We start from the raw sequence: 25100 nt of genomic DNA, 5'->3' as shown, positions 1-25100 counted from the left end.
ATGAGGTGTTTTTCAAAATTAATTAAACAGAAGAATTTATATAATCTTTTTCTATTTCTTGCTTTATTAAATATTTTTTTTTCCACAGAAAATAGTGTTGCAAAAACATTTTCTATAAAAGAAATTGAAATTTCATCTCCATTTAATGCCTCATTTGACAAAAATAAGATAATAAATCGAGGTTTTGTTGAAGCATATGGGGAACTTATTTTTACGATTGCTCAAAGCAAGGATCAAAAAAAACTTCAAAATTCATCAACCAAAGAAATTAAAAGTTTAGTTGAAACATTTTCGATTGTTCAAGAAAGTTTTATTGATGAAATATATAATCTTACCTTAAATGTAGAATTTAATAAAAAAAGTTTTTTTGAATTATTAGAAAAAAAAAATGTATTTCCCTCATCTATTATTCAAAAAGATTTAATTTTTTTTCCAATAGAGGTGGATGAAGAAAAAAATGAAATATTTCTTTTCTCTGAAAGTCAATTATTTAAAAATTGGAATTTTAAAAAAGAAAAACACCATCAACTAAATTACATTTTACCAAACGAGGATATCGATGATTATAATTTAATTAAAAAAAATATTAACAATTTAGAAGATTTTGATTTTAGAGAAATTTCAAAAAAATATAATTTTGAAGATTTTATTATAATGATTGTTTTTAAAAAAAATCAAGAAATTCGAGTACTTAATCAAATAGTATTTAACAACAGCCAACATGTAAAAAATTTTAAATTCAAAAATGTCAATTTAGAAAATTTAGAAGATTTAAAAAAATTCATAGATAAACAAAAAACAGTTTTTGAAGATTATTGGAAATTAAAAAACATAATCAACACATCAATTAAATTGGATTTGACTATATCAGTTGATAATAGCAATATAATTAAAATCGATCAGTTTGAAGAAATACTTTCTAATATAGAATTGGTTAATAAATTCAATATATTTAAATTTGATAATAAAAAAAACATTTATAAAGTAATATTTAATGGTACCCGAGATCAGTTCTTAAATTTGATGAAAGATTATGATTATTTTTTTGAAATCAAAAATAAAATTTGGGTATTAGAATGAAATCTTTAAATCAAGAAATCTTAAAATTTGATTATGAACAAAACTTTCAAGATCAGGATTTTTATGTATCAAAATCTAATGAATTTTCATTTTTATTATTGAATAGTTGGCCTAAATGGGAAAAAAATTTTATAAATTTAATTGGCGAAAAATTTTCTGGAAAATCTCATTTAATCAATATTTTTTTACATAAATTTAAGGGTATTAAAATAAACGCAGCTGATATTAGTAATGAATATTTAAAAAAAATTAAAATCTATGAAAATATAATTATTGAAGATTTAGATAAAAATATTGATGAAAAGTTATTATTTACTTTTTTGAACAATATTGAACAAGACAACAAATACTTAATTATTACTTCAACCAAACCCATAGTTGATTACTCTTTTGAATTAAATGATTTAAATTCTAGAGCAAAAAATTTTATATTATCAAAGATTGATAAACCAGAGGATGATTTATTATATGCCCTAATATTAAAAAATCTTTCTGATCGTCAGATATCAATTGATAAGAAATTAATAGATTTCATTATAAAAAGAATAGATAGATCCTATGGCAAAATATCTGAATTCATATATAAGATCGACGAAATTAGTTTAAAAAGGAAAAAACCAATCGATTTTAAAATTATTAAAGAAGCTTTAGGAGATTAATTGAGTAAATACAGAACACATACTTGTAACGAATTAAGAAAAGAAGACGTTGATAAAAAAGTATTTCTTTCAGGCTGGATCAACAAAAAACGAGATCATGGCAACTTATTGTTCATAGATTTAAGAGATAATTATGGTGTCACACAATGTATTATAGATAAAGATAATACAAATTTTACAAACTTAGAAAAAACTCAATTAGAAACTGTAGTTAAAATCATAGGTAAGGTTGTAGCTAGATCTGAAGATACAATTAACAAAGAAATAGGCACAGGAGAAATTGAGGTAAAAATTGATACTTACGAAGAACTAGGTTCTTGCAAGGAATTACCAATGCCAGTTTTCAGTAATCAAGAATATGCTGAGGAAATAAGGTTAAAATATAGATTTTTAGATTTAAGAAGAAAAAAAATACATGAAAATATAATCTTAAGATCAAAAGTTATTTCACACATTAGAAATGAAATGACTAAGTTAGGTTTTTTGGAATTCCAAACACCAATACTAACATCCTCTAGTCCTGAGGGAGCTAGAGATTTTTTAGTTCCAAGTAGATTAAATCCAGGAAAGTTTTATGCGTTACCTCAAGCACCACAACAATTTAAACAACTAATTATGGTATCTGGTTTTGATAAGTATTTTCAAATAGCCCCTTGCTTCAGGGATGAAGATGCAAGAGCAGACAGAAGTCCAGGTGAATTTTATCAACTAGATTTAGAAATGTCTTTTGTAGAACAAGAAGATGTTTTTAATGTTGTTGAAAATTTAATGGTTAATACTTTTAAAACATTTTCGAATAAAAAATTATTAAACGATAAGTTTCCAAGAATTTCTTACAAAGAATCAATGTTAAAATATGGAAGCGATAAACCTGATTTAAGAAATCCACTTATAATAAATGATATTACTGAAATATTTACAAGAGAAGATGTATCTTTTGAAATATTTAAAAAGTTAGTAAAAACTGGTTCAAGAGTAAGATGCATTATAACAAAAAATACTAAGGATAAACCAAGAAGCTTTTTCGATAATATAGATAAATGGGCCAAAGAACAAGGAGCATCAGGTTTGGCTTATTTTACATTTGAAAAAGATACTGAGTTATCTGGTAAAGGACCTATAGGAAAATTTTTCACCAAAGAAGCATTGCAAGAAATAATGAATTTAACTAATGCAGAAGTAGGTGACAGTATTTTTCTAGCTTGTGGCAAAAAAAATGAATTAGAAAAAATAACTTCTCAGGCAAGAAATAAAATTGCAGAAGATTTAGATTTAATTGATGAAGATATTTTCGCGTTTTGCTGGGTAGTTGATTATCCAATGTTTGAAAGAGATGAAGTAACCAATAAAATTGAATTTAGTCATAATCCATTTTCTATGCCACAAGGTGATTTGACAGAAAAAGAACTTGAAAATCCTCTAGAACTATTGGCTTATCAATACGATATTGTTTGTAATGGTATTGAATTATCCTCTGGCGCTATAAGAAATCACAAACCTGAACTTATGTATAAGTTATTCTCAATTGCTGGTTATGATAAGCAGCAAGTAGATGAAAAATTTAGTGGTATGATAAATGCATTAAGTTACGGTGCTCCACCTCATGGTGGTATTGCTCCAGGAATCGATAGAATTGTTATGCTGTTAGCTAATGAAAAGAATATAAGAGAAGTAACAATGTTTCCAATGAACCAGAATGCTCAGGATCTGATGATGAATGCTCCATCAGAAGTTAACCCAGAACAATTAAAAGAATTAAACTTGTCTTTAAAAAATAAAAAATAAAATTATTTCTTACCTTTAAGACTTATTTTAACATCAGACAAATCAACTAGATTTTTTTTGTAATTATTTCTAACAAATCCTTTGCTAGTAATATCCTTTACAATTTTTAATAATTGATTTTGATCATCATTTTCTTGATCATTGACATCATTTTCACCAATTGCGGGAGTATGTGCAAGATCTTCTCTATTTTGATAAGATATAGCTAGTTCTCTAAAAATATAATCTAAAATAGAAGTAGCGCTCAATATTCTATCATTTCCATGAACTTTACCTGATGGTTCAAATTTTGTTCCCACGAATGCACTTATAAATTCATCTAATGGCACTCCGTATTGAAGACCTAAAGATACTGCTATAGCAAAGTTATTCATTAATGCCTTAACTAGTTCTCCTTCTTTACTTGTGTCGATAAATATTTCTCCAATTTTTCCATCTTCATATTCACCTGTATGAAGATAAACTTTATGATCTCCAATTGTAGCTTTTTGAATATAGCCTTTTCGTCTGTCAGGCATACTAAATCTTTTGCCACCTTTTTCTGAGGATTTGTTTAAGTTTTGAACGACGGTTTCTTTACTTATAGAATTTTCACTTGTACTTTTTGAAACAATTTCAATTTTTTTATTTTCAACTACTTTTTTATTATTTGGATCTAAACTTTTAGTTTTTCTATTGTCTAACTTAACATCTAAAACTTCGAATTTACCGTCGTCTCTTTTTTCTAGGTTTTTAAGTTCTGTTTCATTAATATCGTCTAAGTAATGATTCACTTTAAAGGTACAAGTGTAATAAGTTTCTACAAGATATTTTGCCATTTTACCTCAGTTTAAAATTAGTTTGAAAATAGATTCTTTTAATTTATATACTTATTCAAATTTTAGTCTAATTTAATTTTTACAATTTTTAATTGAAATAAAAAATAAAATAACATGTTGACACTTTTAAAAAAAATTTTCACTTGGTGGAATCAGGATACTTTTGGCACAAGATTAAAAACAATTTTTTTTGGAAAACTTGCTGGTACAGATCAGTTTGGAAATAAATATTATGAAGATAAAAAAGGAAAAAGATGGGTTATATATTCTGATGTTATTGATGCATCAAAAATTCCTGTAGAGTGGTATTCATGGATGCATTTTACACCAAACAAAATAGAAAAAAAACACGAGCTTGAAAAATATGAGTGGCAAAAACCTCATCAATCAAACCTAACGGGAACAAAAGAAGCGTATTATCCAAATAAAAATAAAGATGGTGTTAAAAAAAAATATACTAGTTGGAAAGAGTAGTTTTTTTCTTTACTTACCAATCCTCTTTTTTCTATTTACAACTATTTCACATTCAAAAAGTCAACTTGAGGGTTCTTTTACAGAAATTAAGATTTTAGATAAAATTAGTTCTAAAAATACTTCATTAAAACTTAAAAATGGTCAATTGTTAAAATTTAAAGACTTATCAATTCATAGTTTAAAATGTAAAAATTCTGAATTTGACGATAATCCAGAAGTTACTGCTTACATTCAAGTCAGAGATTTATCGAATCAAAATAATGATGAAGTTTTTGTTTTTAATGGATGGATGTTTTCATCAAGCCCTTCAATAACTCCATTTGATCATCCAATTTACGATGTGTGGCTAGTAAAATGTTATTAAACTATAGTATCTTTATCTAGCCAGCTTACATTAAAATCTGAATTGATAAATTTTTTATGGTTTAACAATTTTTTGTGAAGTGGGATAGTAGTTGTAATACCTTCAATAACAAATTCATCTAAAGATCGGTTCATTCTTTGAATAGCTTCAGTTCTGTTTCGCCCATGACAAATTAACTTACAAACCATGCTGTCATAATATGGAGTGACTTTATAACCCTGGAATATAGCACCATCTACTCTTGTTCTAAATCCAGATGGCTGGTGGCACATGCTTATAACTCCTGGAGAAGGTTGAAAATTTTTACTGGCATCCTCAGCGTTTATTCTGCATTCAATAGCATGACCTCTTGGATTAATGTCGCTTTGATGTAGTGCTGTTTCCTCAGAAAACGCTATCCAAATTTGTTCTTTAATAATATCTACTCCTGTAACCATTTCTGTAACAGGGTGTTCAACTTGAACTCTAGTATTCATTTCCAGAAAATAAAACTTTCCATCTTCATAGATAAACTCAACTGTGCCTGCACCCATGTACCCAATTTTAGAGACCATTTTTACAGTTTTTTCAAAAAGATCTTTTCTAATTTCATCATTCAAAACAGGACTTGGGGTTTCCTCAATAAGTTTTTGATGTCTTCTTTGAACAGAGCAATCTCTTTCATGCAAATGCACAACTCTGTTTTTTCCAGCGAGTATTTGAACTTCTATATGTCTTGGATTTTGAAAGAACTTCTCAATATATACTTCGTCATTACCAAAGTATTTTTGTGCCTCTGATTTAGCTGTTGAAAACAAAGTTTCAAATTCTTCCTCTTTATGTACTATTTTCATACCTTTTCCACCACCTCCACCTGAGGCTTTAATCAGAACAGGAAAACCAATTTTTTTACAAAGATCTTTTGCTTCATTAATATCCCTAACACCACCTTCAGATCCTTCAATAACTGGTAAACCATTTTCTTTAGCTATTCTTTTAGCTTGAATTTTATCACCCATCATTTCGATATGTTTGGATGATGCACCAATAAATTTAATTTTATTTTCTTCTAAAATTTTAGCAAAGTTAGCATTTTCTGATAAGAAGCCGTATCCTGGATGAACAGCGTCTGCATTAGTCAGTTCTATTGCAGACATCAATGCAGGAATATTTAAATAACTGTTTGCTGGTTGATGAGAACCTATACAGACACTTTCATCTGCCATTCTTACATGCATGCTTTCTCTATCAACATCTGAATGGACTGCTACAGTTGCTATACCCCATTCTTTACATGCTCTTATAATTCTAACTGCAATTTCCCCACGGTTTGCAATTAAAATTTTTTTAAACATTATTTATTCTAAAATAAGAATTGTTTGACCAAACTCAACTGGCTGACCATCATCAACACAAATTTCTTTTACAACACCATCATGGGTAGAAGGTACATGGTTCATTGTTTTCATTGCTTCAACAATCATTATTGTGTCACCCTTTTTAATTTTTTTACCGACTTCAACAAATTTTTTTGCCCCAGGTTCTGGTGCATGATAAGCAGTTCCAATTATTGGAGAAGTAATTTCTGTACCAGATTTAACACTTTCAGAAGATTTGGAAGCAGCAGTTAAATTTGTATTGTTTACAGATGCTGGAATTGTTTGATTGCTAATTGATACGTTATTTTTTGAAACTTTAATTTTAGTATCTTTTTCGGTAATTTCTATTTCAGTTAAATTAAACTCATCTAAATAATTACTAAGTTCTTTGATTATGTTTTTATCTATTTTCATTTTTGTAAAAGCTTTTGTAATGAAATTATGGCCAAAATATATCCTTCAGTGCCTAATCCAAAAATCCCACCTGTAGCAACTCCACTAATAAGTGATTTATGTCTAAATTCTTCTCTTTTATATATGTTTGATATATGCATTTCAATTATTGGTTTCTTGAACAATTCAAGTGCATCTCTTATTGCAACTGAAGTATGTGTAAATGCGGCAGCATTTATAATCATTCCATCATAAGTTTTACGTGCATCTTGAATTGTATTTACTAAATCTCCTTCCAAATTTGATTGGATAAATTCACAGTCTAGCCCAACTTCTTTTGATTTTTTTAAACAATTTTCTTTAAGTTGTTCATAGTTACCTGATCCATATTGTGATTGTTCTCTTTCACCTAATAGATTAAGATTTGGACCATTAATAATAATTATTTTATTATTCATTCAGCTTTTATATACGATGAAAAAAATAAAAATCAAAGTAAATGGTAAAAACAGATCAATTTCTGAAACATATAAACTTTCAGATTTAATAAAACACCTTAAAATTCCTATGAAAAAAGTAGCAATTGAACTTAATGAAGAAATAATAGATAAAAAAAATGTTAACAAAATTAAATTAAAACAAAACGACAAAATTGAGATTGTTCATTTTATAGGAGGAGGGTAGTATGAAAAAAGATAATCTCATCATTGCTAAAAAAAAATTTAAATCTAGATTAATTGTTGGTACTGGAAAGTATAAAACTATGTCTGAATGTGCGAAAGCTATCAAATTGTCAGGAGCAGAGATAGTAACTGTTGCAGTTAGAAGAGTAAATATTTCTGATAAGAACAAACCTTTGTTAATGGATTATATAGATCCAAAAAAGATTACCTATTTACCTAATACAGCGGGTTGTTTTAATTCTAAAGAAGCTTTGAGAACTTTGAGGTTAGCAAGAGAAATTGGTGGGTGGAAATTAGTTAAATTAGAAGTTTTGGGAGATAAGGAAAATTTATTTCCAGATATGATTGAAACTTTAAAATCTACTGAAGTTCTTACTAAAGAGGGGTTTAAAGTTATGGTTTATTGTAACGATGATCCATTAATGGCAAAAAGATTAGAAAATGTTGGGGCTGCTGCGATAATGCCACTAGCAGCACCAATTGGATCAGGTTTAGGAATACAAAATAAAATTAATATTCAAATAATCAGGAAACAAACTAAACTTCCGTTGATAATTGATGCAGGTCTTGGACAGGCTTCAGATGCTACAATTGCAATGGAGCTGGGTTGTGATGGAGTATTGGTAAACACTGCAATTGCGAAAGCAAAAAAACCATTTGATATGGCTCTTGCATTTAAAAATGCTGTTATTGCTGGAAGACAATCATATAACTCAGGAAGAATAGATAAAACTTTAATGGGAAACCCTTCTTCTCCATTAAAAGGTATTATTTAGTTTTTTTATAATATTTCTTTTTTTTATAATTCTTTTTTATTTTTTTTACTTCTTTTTTTTGAGAAATTTTATCTTCTTTATTTTGGGTTTCTAAGTTTTTTAATTTTTCATAATGTTCAACAAGTTCAATAGTTTTTTTGGATTTGTTCTGAACGTTGATAATATATTCTGGAATTATCAGAGAGTTGTCACTGATGATATCAATTGTCATTTTATTTTTTTTTTCAAAGTAAGTTAAATCATTAACAAAGTTTTCCTTTAGAAAATCTGAAATTTTTTCACAGACTCTTACTTCAACAAATTTTGCTTTATTGGTTACAGCCTTTAATTCAACAATTTTTAATAATTTTTGAGCAAAAGACTCGTCTGTTAAAGTTACCTTCCATTTAACAGCACTTTCTCTCAATCTTTGTCGAGACATTTCTAAAAGGCCAAAATTACTTATTCTTCCTATTTGAATTCTTGCTCTATCAGATCTACATTTTTCCTTAAGCTTTCTTTCTACTAAGCGTCGGTTTCCAAAACTAAGCATATCAATGAAATCTATAATTATTAATCCTGATAAATCTCTTATTTTTATTTGTCTCGCAATTTCTTCTGCTGCTTCAATATTCGTGTCTAAAGCTGTGCTCTCAACATTTTTACCTTTAATTGAGCTACCAGAGTTAATATCTATCGATACAAGTGCTTCTGTAGGATTAATAACTAAATATCCTCCTGATTTGAGTTTAATTTCTGAGTCAAAAATTTGATTTAATTTTTGTTCAATATTTTCCTCAATAAATAACGGTGTTCTTCCTCTATATTTTTTAACTTTTTTTACACTTGATGGCATCATTGTTTTCATAAAAGATTGGGCTTTTTTATAACCTTCATTTCCTTCAACAATAATTTGGTTAGTGCTATCATCGTACATATCTCTTAAAGTTCTTTTAATTATTTCACTTTCTTGATGAATCAAAGATGGAGCTATAGAGTTAATTGCATTATTTTTTATCTGTCCCCAAGTATTAATAAGAGTTGTTAAGTCACTATTGATTTCATTTTTTGTCTTGTTGCTTCCCGCTGTTCTTACAATTAAACCCATCTCTTTAGGAATTTCAATTTCATTTAAAATAGTTCGAATTTTTTTTCTATCAGCAGGATTAAATATTTTTCTAGAAATTCCACCACCTTTAGGTGTGTTTGGCATTAACACTATGTATTTTCCTGCGATTGAAATAAATGTGCTTAGTGCAGCACCTTTTTGACCTCTCTCGTCTTTGATGACTTGTACAAGAATTACCTGATTAGGTTTGATTACTTCTTGAATTTTGTATCTTTTAAATTTGAATTTTTTTTCAGGTTTTTTTTCAGGTTTTTTTTCAGTTTTTTCCTCTGTATCTGAATTTTCTTTTATCTCTATTTCCTCTTTATCAGATTCTAAATTTTCAACCTTTTCCTCTATTGGATCATCTATTTCAAGTTTGCCCTCAGCAATATTTTCTTCTTCTTTTGCCTCAACTTGCTTTGAAAGTTCTTCCCTTGCTTTTTCTTCTTCTTCTTTTATTTTTTCAAGATCAGCTTTTGGTATTTGATAATAATCTGACTGAATATCATTAAATGATAAAAATCCATGTCTTTCTCTTCCAAAGTCAACAAAAGCTGCTTGGAGCGAAGGTTCAATCCTGCTTACCTTACCTAAATAAATATTATTTTTTATTAAATTGTTTTTTAAACCTTCGTACTCGTAGTCTTCAATATTTTCACCTGATTTAAGTACAACTCTAGTTTCATTTGGATGCGATGCATCGATATATAAATTTTTTTCCATAATATGTTGATTGTTAAGTTCATTAATTTTTTGTTTAGTAATAAATTTTGTTTATCTCTGATGCCTTATCTTTAACAAATTCCAAGATATAATGGAAACAAAATGAGTAAATTATTTAAAAATATTCTGTTATTTTCCTCTACTATTTTAATATTATTGGGTATTTTAATATTTAGTATTTTATGGAAATACTCTAACGATATTCCAGATTATAAATTTTTAAAGAGTTATAAGCCACCAGTCTCAAGCAAAGTTTACTCAAGAAATGGAGAATTGGTTGCAGATTTTTCAAAAGAAAAAAGAGTTTTTGTTCCGTACAATGCTATACCAAAAAATGTAATTAATTCATTTTTATCTGCAGAAGATAAAAATTTTTTCTCTCACCCGGGTGTTGATGCGAAAGGAGTTCTAAGAGCAGTTATAAACAATATTTCAAATATAATGTCCTCTAAAAGATTAGAAGGTGCCTCAACCATTACCCAACAAGTAGCAAAAAATTTTTTATTAACAAATGAAGTAAGCCTAAATAGAAAGATAAAAGAGGCAATTTTAGCTTTTAGAATTGAGAGAGCATTATCAAAAGAAAGAATACTAGAACTTTATTTAAATCAAATTTATCTTGGTAGTGGTGCTTATGGTGTGGCTGCTGCAAGTTTGGAATATTTTGATAAATCTATAAGAGAACTTAATTATTCAGAAGCTGCATTATTAGCTGCTTTACCTAAAGCGCCTAGCAAATACAATCCTTATAAAGATAAAGATTTAGCAAAATTTAGAAGAAATTTAGTTTTAAAAAATTTATATGAAAATAATTATATTACATCTGAGTGGTTAGAAAAATTAAGTAATCAAGAAATTAAATTAAAGAAAAAACAAAAAATATACTTAGAAGATGCACAATATTATATTGAAGACGTTAGAAAAAATGTCATAGAAAGTTTGACATACGATAAAGTTTATAAACAAGGTCTAAATATCAATACTCCAATAGATTTAGATTTACAAAAAATTGCAACTAATTCTCTAAGATCTGGGTTAATTTCCTATGATCAGAGAAAAGGTTGGAGGGGAGCGCTAATTAACAAACCTTACAATTCAAATTGGTACAAAGATTTAGATAAATACAAACTTGAAAAATCAATTAATTGGAAATTAGCAATTGTAAAAAAATTAAATAAATTTTCAGCAATTGTAGAAACGATTGATGAAAATGATGGAGTTATTGAATATAAAGATATTTCATGGACAAAAAAAGAGTTTAACCAATTATTAAAAATTGGTGACATAATTTATGTGAAACATATAAAAGATAAAAAGTATAGTTTACAACAATTGCCAAAAATAAATGGAGGAATTGTTGTAATGGATCCTTATACGGGAAGAGTTTTGGCTCTTAATGGTGGTTTTAGTTTTAAAAAAAGTGAGTTTAATCGAGCAACACAAGCAAAAAGACAACCAGGATCTGCATTTAAACCATTCGTTTATGCTCTTGCTTTAGAAAATAATTATACACCTACATCATTAGTTTTGGATGCACCCTTAGTTTTAGATCAAGGAGATGATTTAAAGTTATGGAAACCAGAAAATTATGGAAAAAAATTTTACGGTCCATCTACAATTAGAACTGGATTGGAGAAATCAAGAAATCTAATGACAGTTAGAATAGCTCAAAATTTAGGTTTGGATAAAATTATTAACTATTCAAAAAAACTTTCAATTTATGAAAATCCTGAAGAACTTTTGTCAATTTCCTTAGGTTCTGCTGAAACTACCTTGCTGCAGCTTACATCGGCATATTCTGTTTTCGTCAATGGGGGAAAGCTTGTTGAACCCGTTTTGATTGATAGGATACAAGATAGTGAGGGAAACACCATTTATAATAATGATAAAAGATCTTGTGTAAATTGTGATGCAATATCCTATCTTAGCGATGATTATCCTGAGTTAAAAAATAAATATACACAAATTTTTTCTGAAGAAACTGCATATCAAATAACATCAATTCTTGAAGGGGTAGTTCAAAGAGGAACTGCAAAAAAATTAAGGGATTTAAAATTGAATATTGCAGGAAAAACTGGAACCACGAATAATAATACTGATACTTGGTTTATTGGTTTTACATCAAATTTATTAGTTGGAGTTTATGTAGGAATGGATAGCCCGACACCACTTGGTAAATTTGAAACAGGATCAAAAACAGCTCTACCAATATTTAAAAATTTTATAAAAAATTCTGTTAAAAAGTCAGAGGCTAGACCATTTAAAGCAGCAAAAGACACAGTAATGATGGTTGTGGACACATCAACAGGTCAAAAAGCTAAATTTACATCAAAAAATACTATAATTGAGGTTTTTAAAAAGAAAAATGTTGTAGATGGTAAAGTTCTTTATTCAAATTTTGATAGAATGGATATAAACAACATATTAAAGTTTTATTAATGGATAACAATTACCAAAATTACAAAGAAGAAATAAATAAGATTAATCAAAGAATTAAGGAGTATCTTTGAAAACAATAAAATTTACTCAAAACTTGAAAAATTAAATTCTCAAATGTTAGATGCCAATTTTTGGCAAGATAAAAATAATTCAAAAAAAGTTATAAAAGAGAAAAAACTCTACGAAGACTTAGTAAATTCTTTAAATCAGTCTATCCAAAAATTAAATGATTTTGATGATTTGAATGAGCTTGCTTTAGAGGAAAATAATCTGGCAGTTCAGGAAGAAACATTACAAAATATTAAAGATTTAAAAAAAGAAGTAAAAAAAAACGAAATCAAGTGTTTTTTATCAGACGAAGCAGACTCACTAGATTGCTATATAGAAATACATGCAGGTGCTGGAGGCACAGAAAGTCAAGATTGGGCAGATATGTTGAGAAGGATGTATTTGAAGTGGTCTGATAAAAAAAGTTTTACATCAAATTTAATTAGTGAGCACAAAGGAGATGAAGCTGGTATTAAATCAGCAACAATAAAAATTGAAGGTGATTATGTATTTGGTTGGTTGAAAAAAGAATCAGGCATTCATCGTTTGGTTAGAATTTCTCCATTTGACTCAGGAGCAAGAAGGCACACAAGTTTTGCAAGTGTTTGGATTTACCCAGTAGTGGATGAAAATATAAATATTGAGATTTTAGAGAAAGATTTGAGAATAGATACTTATAGATCAAGTGGTGCTGGTGGACAGCATGTAAATACAACTGATAGCGCTGTAAGAATTACTCACATTCCATCTAAAATAGTAGTCCAATGTCAAAATGAAAGATCGCAACATAAAAATAAAGAAACTTGTATGAATATGTTAAAAGCAAGATTGTATGATTTTGAAATTAAAAAAAGAGAAGAGGAGAATCAAAGTACAGAAAACAGTAAATCAGAAATTGGTTGGGGGCATCAAATAAGATCATATGTTTTGCAACCTTATAGATTGGTAAAAGATAACAGAACAAATTATGAAAGCACAAGTCCAGATAAAATTCTTGATGGAGAATTAGATGATTTTTTAGAACAATCTCTTTACAAAATTAAATGAAAATAAATATTTTTAAATACTTTTTATTATTACTAGGATTTTTAATATCACTAATATTTTATTTAAGCATTGTTGGAATAGAGACTGACAAATTTAATCAACAGATAAAAGACACAGTTGTTCAAAGTAACAATAATCTGGATGTATCATTAAAAAAAGTAAAATTAATTCTTGATCCTTTTAATCTTAAAATAAATGCAAAAACTATTGGCGCAAATATCTATTATGCAAATAGACCACTTGAACTTGAATACATAAAAACTCAAGTATCACTTGATTCTATTCTTAAAAATAAATTAGTTTCCTCTAATTTTGAGGTAGCAACAAAGTCAATATTATTAAAAGATTTTGTAAAATTTATAAGAGCCACAAGCAATAAACCAGAATTATTAATTTTGGAAACTTTCATTAAAAAAGGACATGTAATTTTTGATTTAAATCTAAACTTAGATCAAAATGGAAAAATTAAAAATGATTACAAAATAAAAGGATTATTGAAAGATGGAAAATTTAAATTATTTAATGGATTAGATTTTAATAATATTAATTTTTTATTTAATATAGAAAAAGACAAATATTTATTTGAAGACATTAAATTTGCATCAGATCAAATTAATTTTTCCTCTAAATTATTAAAAGTTAACAAAAAGAATAATAATCATTACGTAGAGGGTAAAATTCTAAATTCTGAGGCAGTTTTATCAGATAATTTAATTAATATATTAAATTCAAATTTAAATAACTTTAATTTAAAAAATACTAAGTTTAGTTCTGAGAATATTTTCAATTTTGAAATAACTAATAATTTTAAATTAAATAATTTAAGAATAGACTCTGATATAAATTTTAAAAAAGTTATTTATAATAATAATTTAATTCCAAATTATTTTTCAAATCAAAATAGTCAAATCTTATTAGATAATCATAAATTAAAATTAATTTATGAAAACAAAGCTCTTTTAGCTAATGGTTCAGGTGAATTTAAGTTAGATAATAAATTAAATAAAATTGAATACACTTTTAAAAGAGACCAAAATAACATTGAATTTGAAACTAATTTAAATATTAAAAAAGGGATATTAAAAAATCAAAAAATTATTCAGGAATATTTTCCACTCACAAAGGATCAAATAAATATTGAAAATCATAAAATACAGTTAAAGTATAAAAACAAAGATTTTATAATTAAAGGTGAAGGTAAAGTAAAACTTAATAAAGATTTTGATTATATTGAGTATTTTTACAGCAAAAATGATAAGGATTTTGAATTCATATCTGATATTAATTTAAAAAGTGTTGATTTAAAAAATCAAGAATTCTTAAAACAATTTTTCCCATCTACTAAAAAATATCTTAACCTTCAAAATCATAAACTCAATATTAAATATAAAAATGGTTCATTAACTCTTTCAGGTAATGGAAATATAAAAATTGATAAAAACTATGATGAAATAAATTACTTTGTTTTTAATGATAAAGAAAAAACCAATTTTGATTTAAAGTTAATTTTAAATCAAACAGATTTTGAAATTAAAAATTTAAATTATAAGAAAAATATAAATGAAAAAACAAATTTAGCAGTTGCTGGAACATTAAAAAGTTCAAAAAATTTAAATTTTGAAAATATAAACATCACAGATAATGAAAATAAAATTAAGATTAATAATTTAATATTAGATAAAGATTATTTAATAGATAGGTTTGATAAAATTGAATTTGATTATATTGATACTGAAAATAAAGAAAATCAGTTTATTATTCAGAGACAAAATGAAAATCATTATAAATTAAATGGATTGTTCTTAAACGCTAATTCAATTGTAACAAATTTACTTGAGAGTAAAAAAGAAAAAGAAAATAAAATTTTTAAGAATAATTTTAAATTGGGCTTAAATCTGAATGAAATTTATATAGATGAAATTAATTTTGTTAAAAATTTACAAGGGTCAATTTTGATTAAAGATAACAAAGTTGTTGATGCAAATTTATCTGCAAATTTTGAAAATAATAAAAATATAATTTTTTCTATTGAAACAACTGATAACGGTGAAAAAATAACTAAATTTTATTCATCTAGAGCAAAACCATTGGTGAAAAGATATAAATTTATAAAAGGATTTGATGAAGGCAACTTGGATTTCATATCAACAAAAAAAAATGAAAAATCAGTATCAAATCTTAAAATTTATGACTTTAAGTTAAAAGAGGTACCAGCATTAACAAAACTTCTAACACTAGCTTCCCTACAAGGAATTGCTGATATTTTAACTGGAGAAGGAATAAGATTTGATGAGTTTGAGATGAAATTCAATAACCAGAAAAATCTAATGACAATAGATGAGCTCTATGCAATTGGCCCAGCTATTTCAATATTAATGAGTGGTTATGTGGAAGAAGAAAAATTGATAAGTCTAAGAGGGACTTTGGTACCAGCAACAACTATAAATAAAACAATAAGTAAAATTCCATTATTAGGTAAAATTTTAGTTGGTGATAAAGTAGGAGAGGGTGTTTTTGGAGTAAGTTTTAAAATAAAAGGACCACCAAAAGATCTTGAAACATCAGTAAACCCAATAAAAACATTAACTCCAAGGTTTATAACTAGAACTCTTGAAAAAATTAAAAGAAACTAACTTAATTCAATTTTAATATGCCTTTTTTTACCTATAGAAAGCTTTAAATAATTTTCTGAAAATAGCTCCTGATTAATAATAAATTTTTCATCTGAAACTACAGCATCATTAATCTTAATAGCTTTACCTTTAATCAATCTTCTTATCTCACTTTTTGAATTTTCTGCTTTAGATAAAATTATCAAATCAATTATATTGATTTTATTTTCTAATTGTGTTGTTTCGATTTTAACACTTGGTAAGTTAGAGCCCAAAGAATTTCCAGAAAATGCCTCTTTTGCTGCTTGTTCGGAATTTTTTGCAGTATCCTCTCCATGCAACATAGCCGTTGCTTTGTTAGCTAATAATATTTTTAATTCATTGATATTTTTTTCTTCTAAAGTATTGATTTCACTTATATCAATATCAGTAAACATTTTTAAAAATTTCATTACATCTCTGTCATCAACATTTCTCCAAAATTGCCAATAGTCATAAGCTGATAAATATTTTTCGTCTAACCAAATAGCACCATTTTCAGTTTTTCCCATTTTTGCACCTGTAGCTAGAGTAATCAATGGAGTCGTTAATCCATATGTTTGTTTATTAGAATATCTCTTAATTAGTTCAACACCATTTACAATGTTTCCCCATTGATCGGAACCACCTATTTGCAGAACACAATTTTTTTTTTTATTTAATTCTAAAAAATCATAGGCCTGGAGTATCATGTAATTAAATTCCATATAACTAAGCGACTGTTCTCTTTCTAATCTCAGTTTTACACTATCAAATGTAAGCATTCTATTGATGGTAAAATGCTTTCCTATATCTCTTAGAAAAGAAATATAATTTAAATCTTTAAGCCAAGTATAATTATTGACATATATAGGTTTTGTTTTTGGATCATCATTATCTAGAAATTTTTTTAGAATATTTTTAATATTTTTAATATTTTTTTCAATTTCATTTTCATCTAAAATTTTTCTTGTTTTATCTTTTCCTGAGGGATCACCTACTCTTGTTGTTCCACCTCCTAGCAATACGATTGGTTGGTGACCATTTTTTTGTAACAATCTCAAACACATGATTTGCAACAGACTACCAACATGCAAACTTTCAGCGGTGCAATCAAATCCTATATAAGCTTTAATTTTTTCTTTATCTAATAAATTAGATAAGTCAGCTTCACTAGTACATTGATAAAAATATCCTCTATCTTTAAATTCTTTTAAAAATTTATTCATAAGACTATAGTTACTATATACAAATTTTTTTTAAAAATAATATCAATGAAAAAAAAATTATTTTCAGCTATGGGCTTAATGAGCGGCACATCTATGGATGGAGTCGATGTTTCAATAATTAAATCTGACGGATATGATGAGGTAGAACTAATTTTTGATCAATACTTTGAGTACGATATTGATCTCTATAGGCAATTATCAACCTTAAGAGACAAAATTAAAAGTAGTGAAGATTTGACAAAATATTCTAAGGAATTGAGTGATTTGGAGAGAGCTTTAACTATTTTTCATGCTGAAAAGATCAGCAAAATAGCATTAAAAAATGAAATAGAAATTGATCTTATAGGTTTTCATGGTCAAACTATTTTCCATAGCCCACAAATTAAAATTACTAAACAACTAGGTGATGGCAATTTGTTATCTCAATTATTAAAAAAACCTATAATTTACGATTTTAGACAAGCAGATATTGATAACAATGGTCAAGGAGCACCTTTAACACCGATTTACCACAGATTATTAGTTAATAATTTTTTAAATAAAGAAAAAGATAATTCAGCTCAACCTATTTGCATTGTTAACATTGGAGGAATATCCAATGCTACAATAATAAATGATATTTCCAATAATATAGAAAATGATTTAATTGCTTATGATATTGGTCCAGGTAATTGTTTAATAGATGAATGGATCAGGAATAATTCAAATTTAAAGTTTGATGAAGATGGTAAAATTGCAAAATCTGGAAAAATTGATCAATTAATTCTAAATCAAGCAATAGATAATTTCAAAATTGAGACTTATTCAAAATCACTTGATGTAAAAGAATTTGATATATCTTTTGCAAGAGGTTTATCTTTAGAAGACGGGTGTTCAACAATTACAGAATTTACAGCATATTTGATTGCAGAAGGAATCAAATTTTTAAATAAAAATAATTCTAACAAATATTTATTTTGTGGTGGAGGTCGAAAGAACAAATTTTTGATTGAATCAATTATTAGAAATTCAAATTTAAATAAGAATAATTTTGATGTGATAGATAATTTTCAACTGAATGGAGATTATATCGAGTCCCAAGCGTTTGCTTATTTAGCAATCAGATCTAAATTAAATTTACCAATTTCTTTTCCAAGTACGACAAGATGTAATGCCCCAGTCATTGGAGGCAAACTAGTAAATAACTATTAATATAAAGCTGTTTCTTTTTTTATATATTTATCCAAAGTTTTTGTTAAAGCGTCATCAGTTTTAGAAAAGAAATGATTTGCTTCTGTTATAGTTTGAAATTCAACTTTGATACCTTTTTGAGCGCTTAATCTTTTATCCAATTCAGTAATATATTCTGCTGGCACCAACTCATCTTTTTTTCCATAAACAACCATCCCAGATGTTGGACATGGAGATAAAAAAGAAAAATCATAGACATTAGGTTGTGGAGATATGGCTATAAATCTATTTATTTCTGGTCTTCTCATAAGCAGCTGCATTGCAATCAAAGAACCAAAAGAAAATCCTGAAACCCAACATTGCGAATTATCAAAATTTTCTCTTTCCAGCCAATCTAGTGCTGCTGCAGCATCAGCTAGTTCGCCTTGACCATTATCAAATTCTCCATCACTTTTTCCAACTCCTCTGAAGTTTACTCTGCAAACTGAAAAATCATTTTCCATGAATGTATGAAATGTATCTACAACTACTTTATTGTTCATGGTTCCCCCATACTGTGGATGAGGCTGTAGGACTAATGCAATAGGAGAAGTATTTTTTTTACTTTTATAATATTTAGCTTCTAATCTACCAGCAGGTCCAGGTATGAAAATTTCTAAAATTTTATTATCCATATATGCAATTGATTATTGTTCTCAAAAAAAATGTACGTTTATCACAACTGAGCGACAAAATGGTAGTTTTTTTTTACTTTATAAACTTGACCATTTTAGTCGGGTATGTATAAAAAAGCCACATTTTAAGGGTAAAAATGAAACTAACATCAAAAGGAAGATATGCCGTAATGGCATTAGTTGATCTAGCAAGGTTTGATAATATCAACCCTGTATCATTAAGAGACATTTCTTTAAGACAAGGAATTTCATTAGATTTTTTAGAACAAATATTTTCAAAACTTAAAAAAAATCAAATTGTGAAAAGTATTAGAGGTAATCAAGGAGGTTACATTTTATCAAAAGACCCTAGTGAAATAAAACTTACAAATATTTTCAATGCAGTAGATGAGAAAGTTAGGACTGTTCAGTGTAAAAAAGAATCTAAAAAAGGTTGTAACGGTAAAGCTACAAAATGTATTACACACAATCTATGGGATGAACTTGAGGTTCATATTAATACTTTCTTTGAAAATAAAAGCTTAAACGACTTATTAAAAAATAATAAAGAGAACAGAGTATAGTATGGATAGTAGGCAGAAAGAAATAGATAGTTTGAAAGATTACAAATATGGTTTTTCAACAGATATAGAAAATACAAAAGCACCTAAGGGTTTAAATGAGGATGTAATAAAATTTATCTCCAATATTAAAAAAGAGCCTCAATGGATGTTAGATTTTAGATTAAAAGCTTTTGAAAGATTTAAACAACTAAAAGAGCCTGATTGGCAGAAACCGAAATATCCTAAAATAGATTATCAGGATCTTTACTACTACTCAGCTCCCAAAAGCATGAAAGATAAACCAAAAAGTTTAGATGATCTTGATCCAAAATTATTAGAGACATATAAAAAATTAGGAATTCCCCTTCAAGAGCAAGCAAGGTTAAATGGTATTGCTGTAGATGCAGTTTTCGACTCTGTTTCTGTTGCAACTACTTTTAAAGAAGAACTTACTAAGCAAGGAATTATATTTTGCTCGATGTCTGAAGCTATTCAAAAACATCCTGAATTAGTTAAAAAATATCTTGGATCGGTTATTCCTACAACTGATCATTTTTTTGCAACTCTTAATTCTGCAGTCTTTACTGATGGCTCATTTGTATACATTCCAGAAAATGTTAAATGTCCTATGGAATTGTCTACTTACTTTAGGATCAATGCATCAGAAACAGGACAATTTGAAAGAACATTAATCATAGCTGATAAAGGAAGTTATGTAAGCTACCTAGAAGGATGTACAGCTCCAATGAGAGATGAAAATCAATTGCATGCAGCTAATGTTGAATTAATTGCTCTTGACGATGCAGAAATAAAATATTCAACAGTTCAAAATTGGTATCCAGGAGATAAGGATGGAAAAGGTGGAATATATAATTTTGTTACTAAAAGAGGATTATGCAAAGGTAAAAATTCTAAAATTTCTTGGACCCAAGTAGAAACCGGTTCAGCAATTACTTGGAAATATCCAAGTTGTATTTTGAAAGGTGATAATTCTGTAGGTGAGTTTTATTCTATAGCAATTACAAATAATCATCAAAAAGCTGACACTGGAACTAAAATGATACACTTAGGAAAAAACACAAAAAGTAAAATAATTTCAAAAGGAATTTCAGCAGGTAAATCAGATATGATGTACAGAGGATTAGTAGATATATCTTCAAAAGCTGATAATTCTAGAAACTTTACTCAATGCGACTCTTTATTAATGGGCAACAAATGTGGAGCTCACACAATTCCTTACATCAAGAACAAAAATCTTAAATCAAATATAGAACATGAAGCAACAACATCAAAAATTAGTGATGAACAACTATATTACTGTAATCAAAGAGGATTGAATCAAGAAGAGGCAGTTAGTTTAATTGTAAACGGTTTTTGTAAAGAAGTTCTGCAGCAGTTGCCAATGGAATTTGCAGTAGAAGCGCAAAAACTTGTAGGTATTAGTTTAGAGGGGAGTGTTGGATAGATGTTATCAATAGAAAATCTTAAAGCAAAGATTGATGAAAAAGAAATATTAAAAGGTTTAAATTTAGATATTAAACGAGGAGAAGTTCATGCAATTATGGGTCCAAATGGATCTGGAAAAAGTACATTATCAAATATTTTGTCAGGTAAAAAAGGTTACGAAATAAATGGTAAAGTTACATTTGATGGAGAAAACTTATTAGAATTAGAAACAGAAGAAAGAGCTCATAAAGGAATTTTTTTAGCGTTCCAATATCCAATGGAAATACCAGGTGTTAACACAAATACTTTTTTAAAAACGTCAATAAATGCAATTAAAAAAGCTAGAGGTGAAAAAGAGCTAGATGCAATTGAATTTTTAAAATTAATAAAAGAAAAATCTGCAGAACTAAAATTTGATGAAAAAATTTTAAACCGACAACTTAACGTTGGATTTTCAGGTGGAGAAAAGAAAAAAAATGAAATTTTACAAATGTCTATCTTAAATCCAAAATTATCAATTCTAGATGAAACAGATTCAGGATTAGATATAGATGCTTTAAGGATAGTTTCAGAAGGAGTTAATTCACTAAGAAATAAAAACAATTCTTTTTTAATAATAACTCATTATCAAAGATTGTTAGATTATATCAAACCTGATTTTGTTCATGTTCTTAAAAATGGACAAATTATTAAATCAGGTGATTTTGAATTAGCAAAAGAATTGGAAAAAGTAGGTTATGAGGATTTTAATTAATGCAAAATGAACTTAAATTAAATTTTGATAAAATTATTAGTTTAAATAATTTTTCTGATAGTCAGAAAAAAATTAAACAAGAAAATTTTAATAATTATTTTGAAAAAGGTTTACCAAATAAAAGAAATGAGGATTGGAAATTTTCAGATATAAATCAAATTATTTCAAAAAATTTTGACAATTTAAACTTTATTGTTGATCAAAATAAAATTTTTGAAGAAAAAGATTTTCCACTAGAATTTGAACATAATAAAATAAGTTTTGTTGATGGAAAATTATATGATTTTGATTTTAAACACGAAGCCAAAGATAAAATCTTAGTCGATCAGAATTTAGACTTAGATGATACTGTTTATCAAAATACTCTTTTAAATTTGAATTCAGCATTTCTTACTAGTGTTTCGAAAATTACTATTAAAAAAGGTTACAATGTTAAAAAACCTTTGATTTTATTTAATTATTTAAGTGATGGTTTAAAATCTTCTGCAATTAATTCTAGAGTAGATATTAATTTAGAAGATGACAGTTCATTGTGTGTAGTTAATTTTTTAAATGAAAATTCTGAAAAAAATTTCATTAATTTTAGACAAAAAATTAAGATTGGAGAGAATTCAATTTTAAAAAATTACAGTCTAGACTCAAATACTTCAGAAAATATAAAGTATTTTAACAAAGATATTAATTTATCTAAAAATAGTCATTTAGAATATTTTATTTTATCAGAAGGTTCAAAATTTATAAAACAAGATATCAATTGCAATCTAGATGACGAATATGGTTCTATTGCATTAAATGGAATTATCAATTTAGAAAATGAAAAACATCATGAAATAAAAACTGTAATTAATCATAAAAAAGAAAATTGTAAAAGTTATCAATTAATTAAAAGTGTATTGAATGATAAATCAAAAGGTATTTATCAAGGTAAAATTTTTGTAAGTCCTGAAGCACAAAAAACAGATGGATACCAATTAAGTAGAGCTTTATTGTTAAATGAAAGTGTTGAATTTAATGCTAAACCAGAATTAGAAATATATGCAGACGATGTTAAATGTTCACATGGATCTACATCAGGAAATATTGATGAAAATTCAATTTTTTATTTAATGTCTAGAGGTCTCAGTTATTCAGAATCAAAAAAATTATTAACAAATGGTTTTCTTAACGAGGTAATTGAAAAAATTTCTAATGAAGATGTAAAAAAATTAGTTAAAAAATTATCAGGTATAAATGTATGAACATAGATCAAGTTAAAAAAGAATTTCCAATATTTGATGAGAAAATCCAAAATAATGATTTGGTTTATTTGGATAGTGCAAATTCATCACAAAAACCAAAAGTAGTGGTAGATAGAATTAATGAATTTTATACCAAACAATTTTCTAATGTTGGTAGAAGTGTTCACTATCTTGCGGTTGCTGCAACAAATTTATATGAAAATACTAGAACATCAGTTCAAAAATATATTAATGCTAAAGATAAAAATGAAATAGTATTTACCAAAGGTGCTACCGAAGCATTAAACCTTGTTGCTAATACATTGGGTCAAAATCATTTAAACGAAGGTGATGAAATATTAATTACCGAATTAGAACATCATTCAAATTATGTACCTTGGCATTTTTTAAGAAAATCTAAAAATATAAAAATTAATTTTGCAGAAATAAATGAAGAAGGAGAAATTACACTAGAAGAAATTGAAAAGAAAATTACTCCTAAAACAAAAGTTATTTCAATTACTCATTTATCAAATGTGACTGGAGCAATATTACCAGTAAAAGAAATTACTGATTTAGCACATTCAAAAGGAATAATAGTTGTCGTAGATGGTTGCCAAGGAGCTCCTCATTTAAAGCTAGATATGCAAGACTTAGATTGTGATTTTTATGCAATTTCTTGTCATAAAATGTATGGCCCTACAGGATTAGGGGTTCTTTATGGTAAGAAAAAGTGGCTGGATGAACTTCCTCCTTACCAAGGTGGTGGCGGAATGATTAGAGAGGTTAAAAAAGATAGAATTACCTATGGTGATTTACCTAATAAATATGAAGCTGGAACCATGGCTACAGCGCAAGTTATTGCTTTTGATCAATCAATTAAATTTCTGGAGAGCGTTGGTATTGAAAATGTTATGAAACATGAAGCAGAATTAGTTGAGTATGGCCAAGAATTATTAAAAAAAAATAATTCAGTAAAATTAATTGGAAATCCAAAAAATAAAGGTGGAGTTTTGTCTTTCACTTTAGAAGGTGTGCATCCTCATGACATCGCAACAATTTTAGATGAAGACGGAGTTGCAATAAGAGCTGGTCATCATTGCTGTCAAATTTTACATGACAAACTTAATATACCAGCGAGCGCACGAGCTTCCGTTGGAATATATAATACTAAAGAAGATTTAGATAAACTTAATGATGCAATAAATAACTGTAAGAAAATATTTAACTTAAAATGAATTTAAAAGAATTATATCAAGAAATAATTTTAGAGCATGGAAAAAATCCAAGAAATCTTCGTAAGACAGAAGATTTTAATAAAGATGCCAAAGGCAACAATCCACTGTGTGGCGATAACGTTCATGTCTATTTAAAATTAAATGGACAAAGAATTGTAGAAGATATTTCATTTGAAGGTAGTGGTTGTGCAATTTCTATGGCTTCTGCATCAATAATGACTGATTTAATTAAAGGCAAAAATGAAAATGAAGCAAAAGAAATTGTTGAAGATTTTTTAGGGATGATTAAAGAAAATCCTGAGCTTAAATCAGAAAATCTTAAAGAAGATGAAAAAACAAAACTAATGTGTTTATCTGGAGTAAAACAATATCCAATGAGAGTAAAGTGTGCCACACTATCTTGGCACACACTAGTTTCAGCTTTTGATAATAAAACTGATGAGGTTAAAACAGAAAATTAATT

Annotated in this window: 24 protein-coding genes; 17 read left to right on the top strand and 7 right to left on the bottom strand. The window is 27.2% G+C overall.

All coding sequences use genetic code 11. The annotated features are described in order from the left end of the window. Genes ACTTA8_RS04500 through aspS form a run of 3 tightly spaced genes read left to right on the top strand, consistent with a single transcriptional unit; the run spans position 1 to position 3524 of the window. Complete coding sequence (locus tag ACTTA8_RS04500; protein ID WP_440654550.1) at positions 1-1080, top strand: DUF2066 domain-containing protein; 1080 nt, start codon at positions 1-3, stop codon at positions 1078-1080. Then, positions 1077-1739, top strand: a complete 663-nt coding sequence (locus ACTTA8_RS04495; protein WP_440654548.1) for a DNA replication protein — start codon at positions 1077-1079, stop codon at positions 1737-1739. The genes ACTTA8_RS04500 and ACTTA8_RS04495 overlap by 4 nt, the downstream gene beginning before the upstream one ends. Further along, positions 1740-3524, top strand: coding sequence for an aspartate--tRNA ligase (aspS, locus tag ACTTA8_RS04490; RefSeq protein WP_440654547.1), 1785 nt, complete (start codon positions 1740-1742; stop codon positions 3522-3524). It abuts the gene before it with no gap. A gap of 2 nt (positions 3525-3526) precedes the next feature. On the opposite strand, the gene ACTTA8_RS04485 is transcribed toward aspS, so the two are convergent. Further along, positions 3527-4342 (bottom strand): TSCPD domain-containing protein, encoded by an 816-nt coding sequence (locus tag ACTTA8_RS04485; protein WP_440654545.1) that lies wholly within the window; start codon positions 4340-4342, stop codon positions 3527-3529. A 114-nt stretch (positions 4343-4456) separates the two neighbouring features. Here ACTTA8_RS04485 and ACTTA8_RS04480 point away from each other — a divergent pair, with 114 nt between their 5' ends. Both ACTTA8_RS04480 and ACTTA8_RS04475 read left to right on the top strand, forming a co-directional pair. Next, on the top strand, positions 4457-4816 hold the full coding sequence (locus ACTTA8_RS04480) for an NADH-ubiquinone oxidoreductase subunit NDUFA12 family protein (protein ID WP_440654544.1): 360 nt from the start codon (positions 4457-4459) through the stop codon (positions 4814-4816). Beyond that, on the top strand, positions 4779-5180 hold the full coding sequence (locus ACTTA8_RS04475; protein ID WP_440654542.1) for a DUF2155 domain-containing protein: 402 nt from the start codon (positions 4779-4781) through the stop codon (positions 5178-5180). The genes ACTTA8_RS04480 and ACTTA8_RS04475 overlap by 38 nt, the downstream gene beginning before the upstream one ends. Here ACTTA8_RS04475 and accC read toward each other — a convergent pair. Genes accC through aroQ form a run of 3 tightly spaced genes read right to left on the bottom strand, consistent with a single transcriptional unit; the run spans position 5177 to position 7389 of the window. Then, positions 5177-6514, bottom strand: a complete 1338-nt coding sequence (gene accC, locus ACTTA8_RS04470) for an acetyl-CoA carboxylase biotin carboxylase subunit (RefSeq protein WP_440635438.1) — start codon at positions 6512-6514, stop codon at positions 5177-5179. The genes ACTTA8_RS04475 and accC overlap by 4 nt on opposite strands. Before the next feature lie 3 nt (positions 6515-6517). After that, on the bottom strand, positions 6518-6952 hold the full coding sequence (locus ACTTA8_RS04465) for an acetyl-CoA carboxylase biotin carboxyl carrier protein (RefSeq protein ID WP_440614627.1): 435 nt from the start codon (positions 6950-6952) through the stop codon (positions 6518-6520). Next, positions 6949-7389: a type II 3-dehydroquinate dehydratase gene (gene aroQ / locus ACTTA8_RS04460; RefSeq protein ID WP_440614626.1), complete on the bottom strand. Its 441-nt coding sequence runs from the start codon at positions 7387-7389 to the stop codon at positions 6949-6951. Before aroQ ends, ACTTA8_RS04465 begins: the two co-directional genes overlap by 4 nt. 16 nt (positions 7390-7405) lie before the next feature. On the opposite strand from aroQ, the gene thiS reads away from it, so the two are divergent. Further along, a complete protein-coding gene (thiS, locus tag ACTTA8_RS04455) occupies positions 7406-7615 on the top strand; it encodes a sulfur carrier protein ThiS (RefSeq protein WP_075506542.1) in 210 nt (69 codons plus the stop codon). A 1-nt stretch (position 7616) separates the two neighbouring features. Beyond that, complete coding sequence (locus tag ACTTA8_RS04450; RefSeq protein ID WP_440614625.1) at positions 7617-8390, top strand: thiazole synthase; 774 nt, start codon at positions 7617-7619, stop codon at positions 8388-8390. Here the strand turns inward: ACTTA8_RS04450 and ACTTA8_RS04445 are convergent. After that, a complete protein-coding gene (locus tag ACTTA8_RS04445; protein WP_440654540.1) occupies positions 8383-10203 on the bottom strand; it encodes an Rne/Rng family ribonuclease in 1821 nt (606 codons plus the stop codon). The genes ACTTA8_RS04450 and ACTTA8_RS04445 overlap by 8 nt on opposite strands. Positions 10204-10305: 102 nt before the next feature. On the opposite strand from ACTTA8_RS04445, the gene ACTTA8_RS04440 reads away from it, so the two are divergent. The 3 genes from ACTTA8_RS04440 to ACTTA8_RS04430 are packed head-to-tail and all read left to right on the top strand — an operon-like array spanning position 10306 to position 16370. After that, positions 10306-12642 (top strand): penicillin-binding protein 1A, encoded by a 2337-nt coding sequence (locus ACTTA8_RS04440; RefSeq protein ID WP_440654538.1) that lies wholly within the window; start codon positions 10306-10308, stop codon positions 12640-12642. A 36-nt stretch (positions 12643-12678) separates the two neighbouring features. Next, a complete protein-coding gene (gene prfB / locus ACTTA8_RS04435; RefSeq protein ID WP_440655467.1) occupies positions 12679-13737 on the top strand; it encodes a peptide chain release factor 2 in 1059 nt (352 codons plus the stop codon). Continuing rightward, positions 13734-16370: a hypothetical protein gene (locus ACTTA8_RS04430; RefSeq protein WP_440654536.1), complete on the top strand. Its 2637-nt coding sequence runs from the start codon at positions 13734-13736 to the stop codon at positions 16368-16370. The genes prfB and ACTTA8_RS04430 overlap by 4 nt, the downstream gene beginning before the upstream one ends. On the opposite strand, the gene tyrS is transcribed toward ACTTA8_RS04430, so the two are convergent. Then, complete coding sequence (tyrS, locus tag ACTTA8_RS04425; RefSeq protein WP_440654534.1) at positions 16367-17596, bottom strand: tyrosine--tRNA ligase; 1230 nt, start codon at positions 17594-17596, stop codon at positions 16367-16369. The genes ACTTA8_RS04430 and tyrS overlap by 4 nt on opposite strands. 45 nt (positions 17597-17641) lie before the next feature. On the opposite strand from tyrS, the gene ACTTA8_RS04420 reads away from it, so the two are divergent. Beyond that, the gene (locus ACTTA8_RS04420) at positions 17642-18787 is read left to right on the top strand and encodes an anhydro-N-acetylmuramic acid kinase (protein ID WP_440654533.1); all 1146 of its coding nucleotides are present in this window, start codon (positions 17642-17644) and stop codon (positions 18785-18787) included. Here the strand turns inward: ACTTA8_RS04420 and ACTTA8_RS04415 are convergent. Next, positions 18784-19428, bottom strand: a complete 645-nt coding sequence (locus ACTTA8_RS04415; RefSeq protein ID WP_440655466.1) for an alpha/beta hydrolase — start codon at positions 19426-19428, stop codon at positions 18784-18786. The two genes, ACTTA8_RS04420 and ACTTA8_RS04415, sit on opposite strands and share 4 nt — an antisense overlap. A gap of 149 nt (positions 19429-19577) precedes the next feature. Here ACTTA8_RS04415 and ACTTA8_RS04410 point away from each other — a divergent pair, with 149 nt between their 5' ends. Genes ACTTA8_RS04410 through sufU form a run of 6 tightly spaced genes read left to right on the top strand, consistent with a single transcriptional unit; the run spans position 19578 to position 25098 of the window. After that, complete coding sequence (locus tag ACTTA8_RS04410) at positions 19578-20003, top strand: Rrf2 family transcriptional regulator (RefSeq protein WP_440654532.1); 426 nt, start codon at positions 19578-19580, stop codon at positions 20001-20003. A 1-nt stretch (position 20004) separates the two neighbouring features. Continuing rightward, positions 20005-21447, top strand: a complete 1443-nt coding sequence (gene sufB, locus ACTTA8_RS04405; protein WP_262589522.1) for a Fe-S cluster assembly protein SufB — start codon at positions 20005-20007, stop codon at positions 21445-21447. Beyond that, positions 21448-22182 (top strand): Fe-S cluster assembly ATPase SufC, encoded by a 735-nt coding sequence (gene sufC, locus ACTTA8_RS04400; RefSeq protein WP_440654530.1) that lies wholly within the window; start codon positions 21448-21450, stop codon positions 22180-22182. After that, positions 22182-23420, top strand: coding sequence for a Fe-S cluster assembly protein SufD (gene sufD, locus ACTTA8_RS04395; RefSeq protein ID WP_440654529.1), 1239 nt, complete (start codon positions 22182-22184; stop codon positions 23418-23420). Before sufC ends, sufD begins: the two co-directional genes overlap by 1 nt. Then, positions 23417-24637 carry an aminotransferase class V-fold PLP-dependent enzyme gene (locus tag ACTTA8_RS04390; RefSeq protein WP_440654528.1) on the top strand — a complete coding sequence of 407 codons (1221 nt, stop codon included), beginning with the start codon at positions 23417-23419 and terminating at the stop codon, positions 24635-24637. Before sufD ends, ACTTA8_RS04390 begins: the two co-directional genes overlap by 4 nt. Next, the gene (gene sufU, locus ACTTA8_RS04385; protein WP_262589517.1) at positions 24634-25098 is read left to right on the top strand and encodes a Fe-S cluster assembly sulfur transfer protein SufU; all 465 of its coding nucleotides are present in this window, start codon (positions 24634-24636) and stop codon (positions 25096-25098) included. The genes ACTTA8_RS04390 and sufU overlap by 4 nt, the downstream gene beginning before the upstream one ends. Positions 25099-25100: the final 2 nt, after the last annotated feature.

This window comes from Candidatus Pelagibacter sp. HIMB1506, assembly GCF_052047935.1.
GTDB lineage: Bacteria > Pseudomonadota > Alphaproteobacteria > Pelagibacterales > Pelagibacteraceae > Pelagibacter.
Note: the sequence above shows the minus strand (reverse complement) of the source record. Positions and strands in the feature narration are given on the sequence as shown.

Bases quoted from the DNA above. Each gene is read 5' to 3' on its own strand.
- ACTTA8_RS04500 (WP_440654550.1), top strand. From the start codon at position 1: ATGAGGTGTTTTTCAAAATTAATTAAACAGAAGAATTTATATAATCTT.
- ACTTA8_RS04495 (WP_440654548.1), top strand. From the start codon at position 1,077: ATGAAATCTTTAAATCAAGAAATCTTAAAATTTGATTATGAACAAAAC.
- ACTTA8_RS04485 (WP_440654545.1), bottom strand. From the start codon at position 4,342: ATGGCAAAATATCTTGTAGAAACTTATTACACTTGTACCTTTAAAGTG.
- ACTTA8_RS04480 (WP_440654544.1), top strand. From the start codon at position 4,457: ATGTTGACACTTTTAAAAAAAATTTTCACTTGGTGGAATCAGGATACT.
- ACTTA8_RS04475 (WP_440654542.1), top strand. From the start codon at position 4,779: ATGGTGTTAAAAAAAAATATACTAGTTGGAAAGAGTAGTTTTTTTCTT.
- accC (WP_440635438.1), bottom strand. From the start codon at position 6,514: ATGTTTAAAAAAATTTTAATTGCAAACCGTGGGGAAATTGCAGTTAGA.
- ACTTA8_RS04465 (WP_440614627.1), bottom strand. From the start codon at position 6,952: ATGAAAATAGATAAAAACATAATCAAAGAACTTAGTAATTATTTAGAT.
- aroQ (WP_440614626.1), bottom strand. From the start codon at position 7,389: ATGAATAATAAAATAATTATTATTAATGGTCCAAATCTTAATCTATTA.
- thiS (WP_075506542.1), top strand. From the start codon at position 7,406: ATGAAAAAAATAAAAATCAAAGTAAATGGTAAAAACAGATCAATTTCT.
- ACTTA8_RS04450 (WP_440614625.1), top strand. From the start codon at position 7,617: ATGAAAAAAGATAATCTCATCATTGCTAAAAAAAAATTTAAATCTAGA.
- ACTTA8_RS04445 (WP_440654540.1), bottom strand. From the start codon at position 10,203: ATGGAAAAAAATTTATATATCGATGCATCGCATCCAAATGAAACTAGA.
- ACTTA8_RS04440 (WP_440654538.1), top strand. From the start codon at position 10,306: ATGAGTAAATTATTTAAAAATATTCTGTTATTTTCCTCTACTATTTTA.
- ACTTA8_RS04430 (WP_440654536.1), top strand. From the start codon at position 13,734: ATGAAAATAAATATTTTTAAATACTTTTTATTATTACTAGGATTTTTA.
- tyrS (WP_440654534.1), bottom strand. From the start codon at position 17,596: ATGAATAAATTTTTAAAAGAATTTAAAGATAGAGGATATTTTTATCAA.
- ACTTA8_RS04420 (WP_440654533.1), top strand. From the start codon at position 17,642: ATGAAAAAAAAATTATTTTCAGCTATGGGCTTAATGAGCGGCACATCT.
- ACTTA8_RS04410 (WP_440654532.1), top strand. From the start codon at position 19,578: ATGAAACTAACATCAAAAGGAAGATATGCCGTAATGGCATTAGTTGAT.
- sufB (WP_262589522.1), top strand. From the start codon at position 20,005: ATGGATAGTAGGCAGAAAGAAATAGATAGTTTGAAAGATTACAAATAT.
- sufC (WP_440654530.1), top strand. From the start codon at position 21,448: ATGTTATCAATAGAAAATCTTAAAGCAAAGATTGATGAAAAAGAAATA.
- sufD (WP_440654529.1), top strand. From the start codon at position 22,182: ATGCAAAATGAACTTAAATTAAATTTTGATAAAATTATTAGTTTAAAT.
- ACTTA8_RS04390 (WP_440654528.1), top strand. From the start codon at position 23,417: ATGAACATAGATCAAGTTAAAAAAGAATTTCCAATATTTGATGAGAAA.
- sufU (WP_262589517.1), top strand. From the start codon at position 24,634: ATGAATTTAAAAGAATTATATCAAGAAATAATTTTAGAGCATGGAAAA.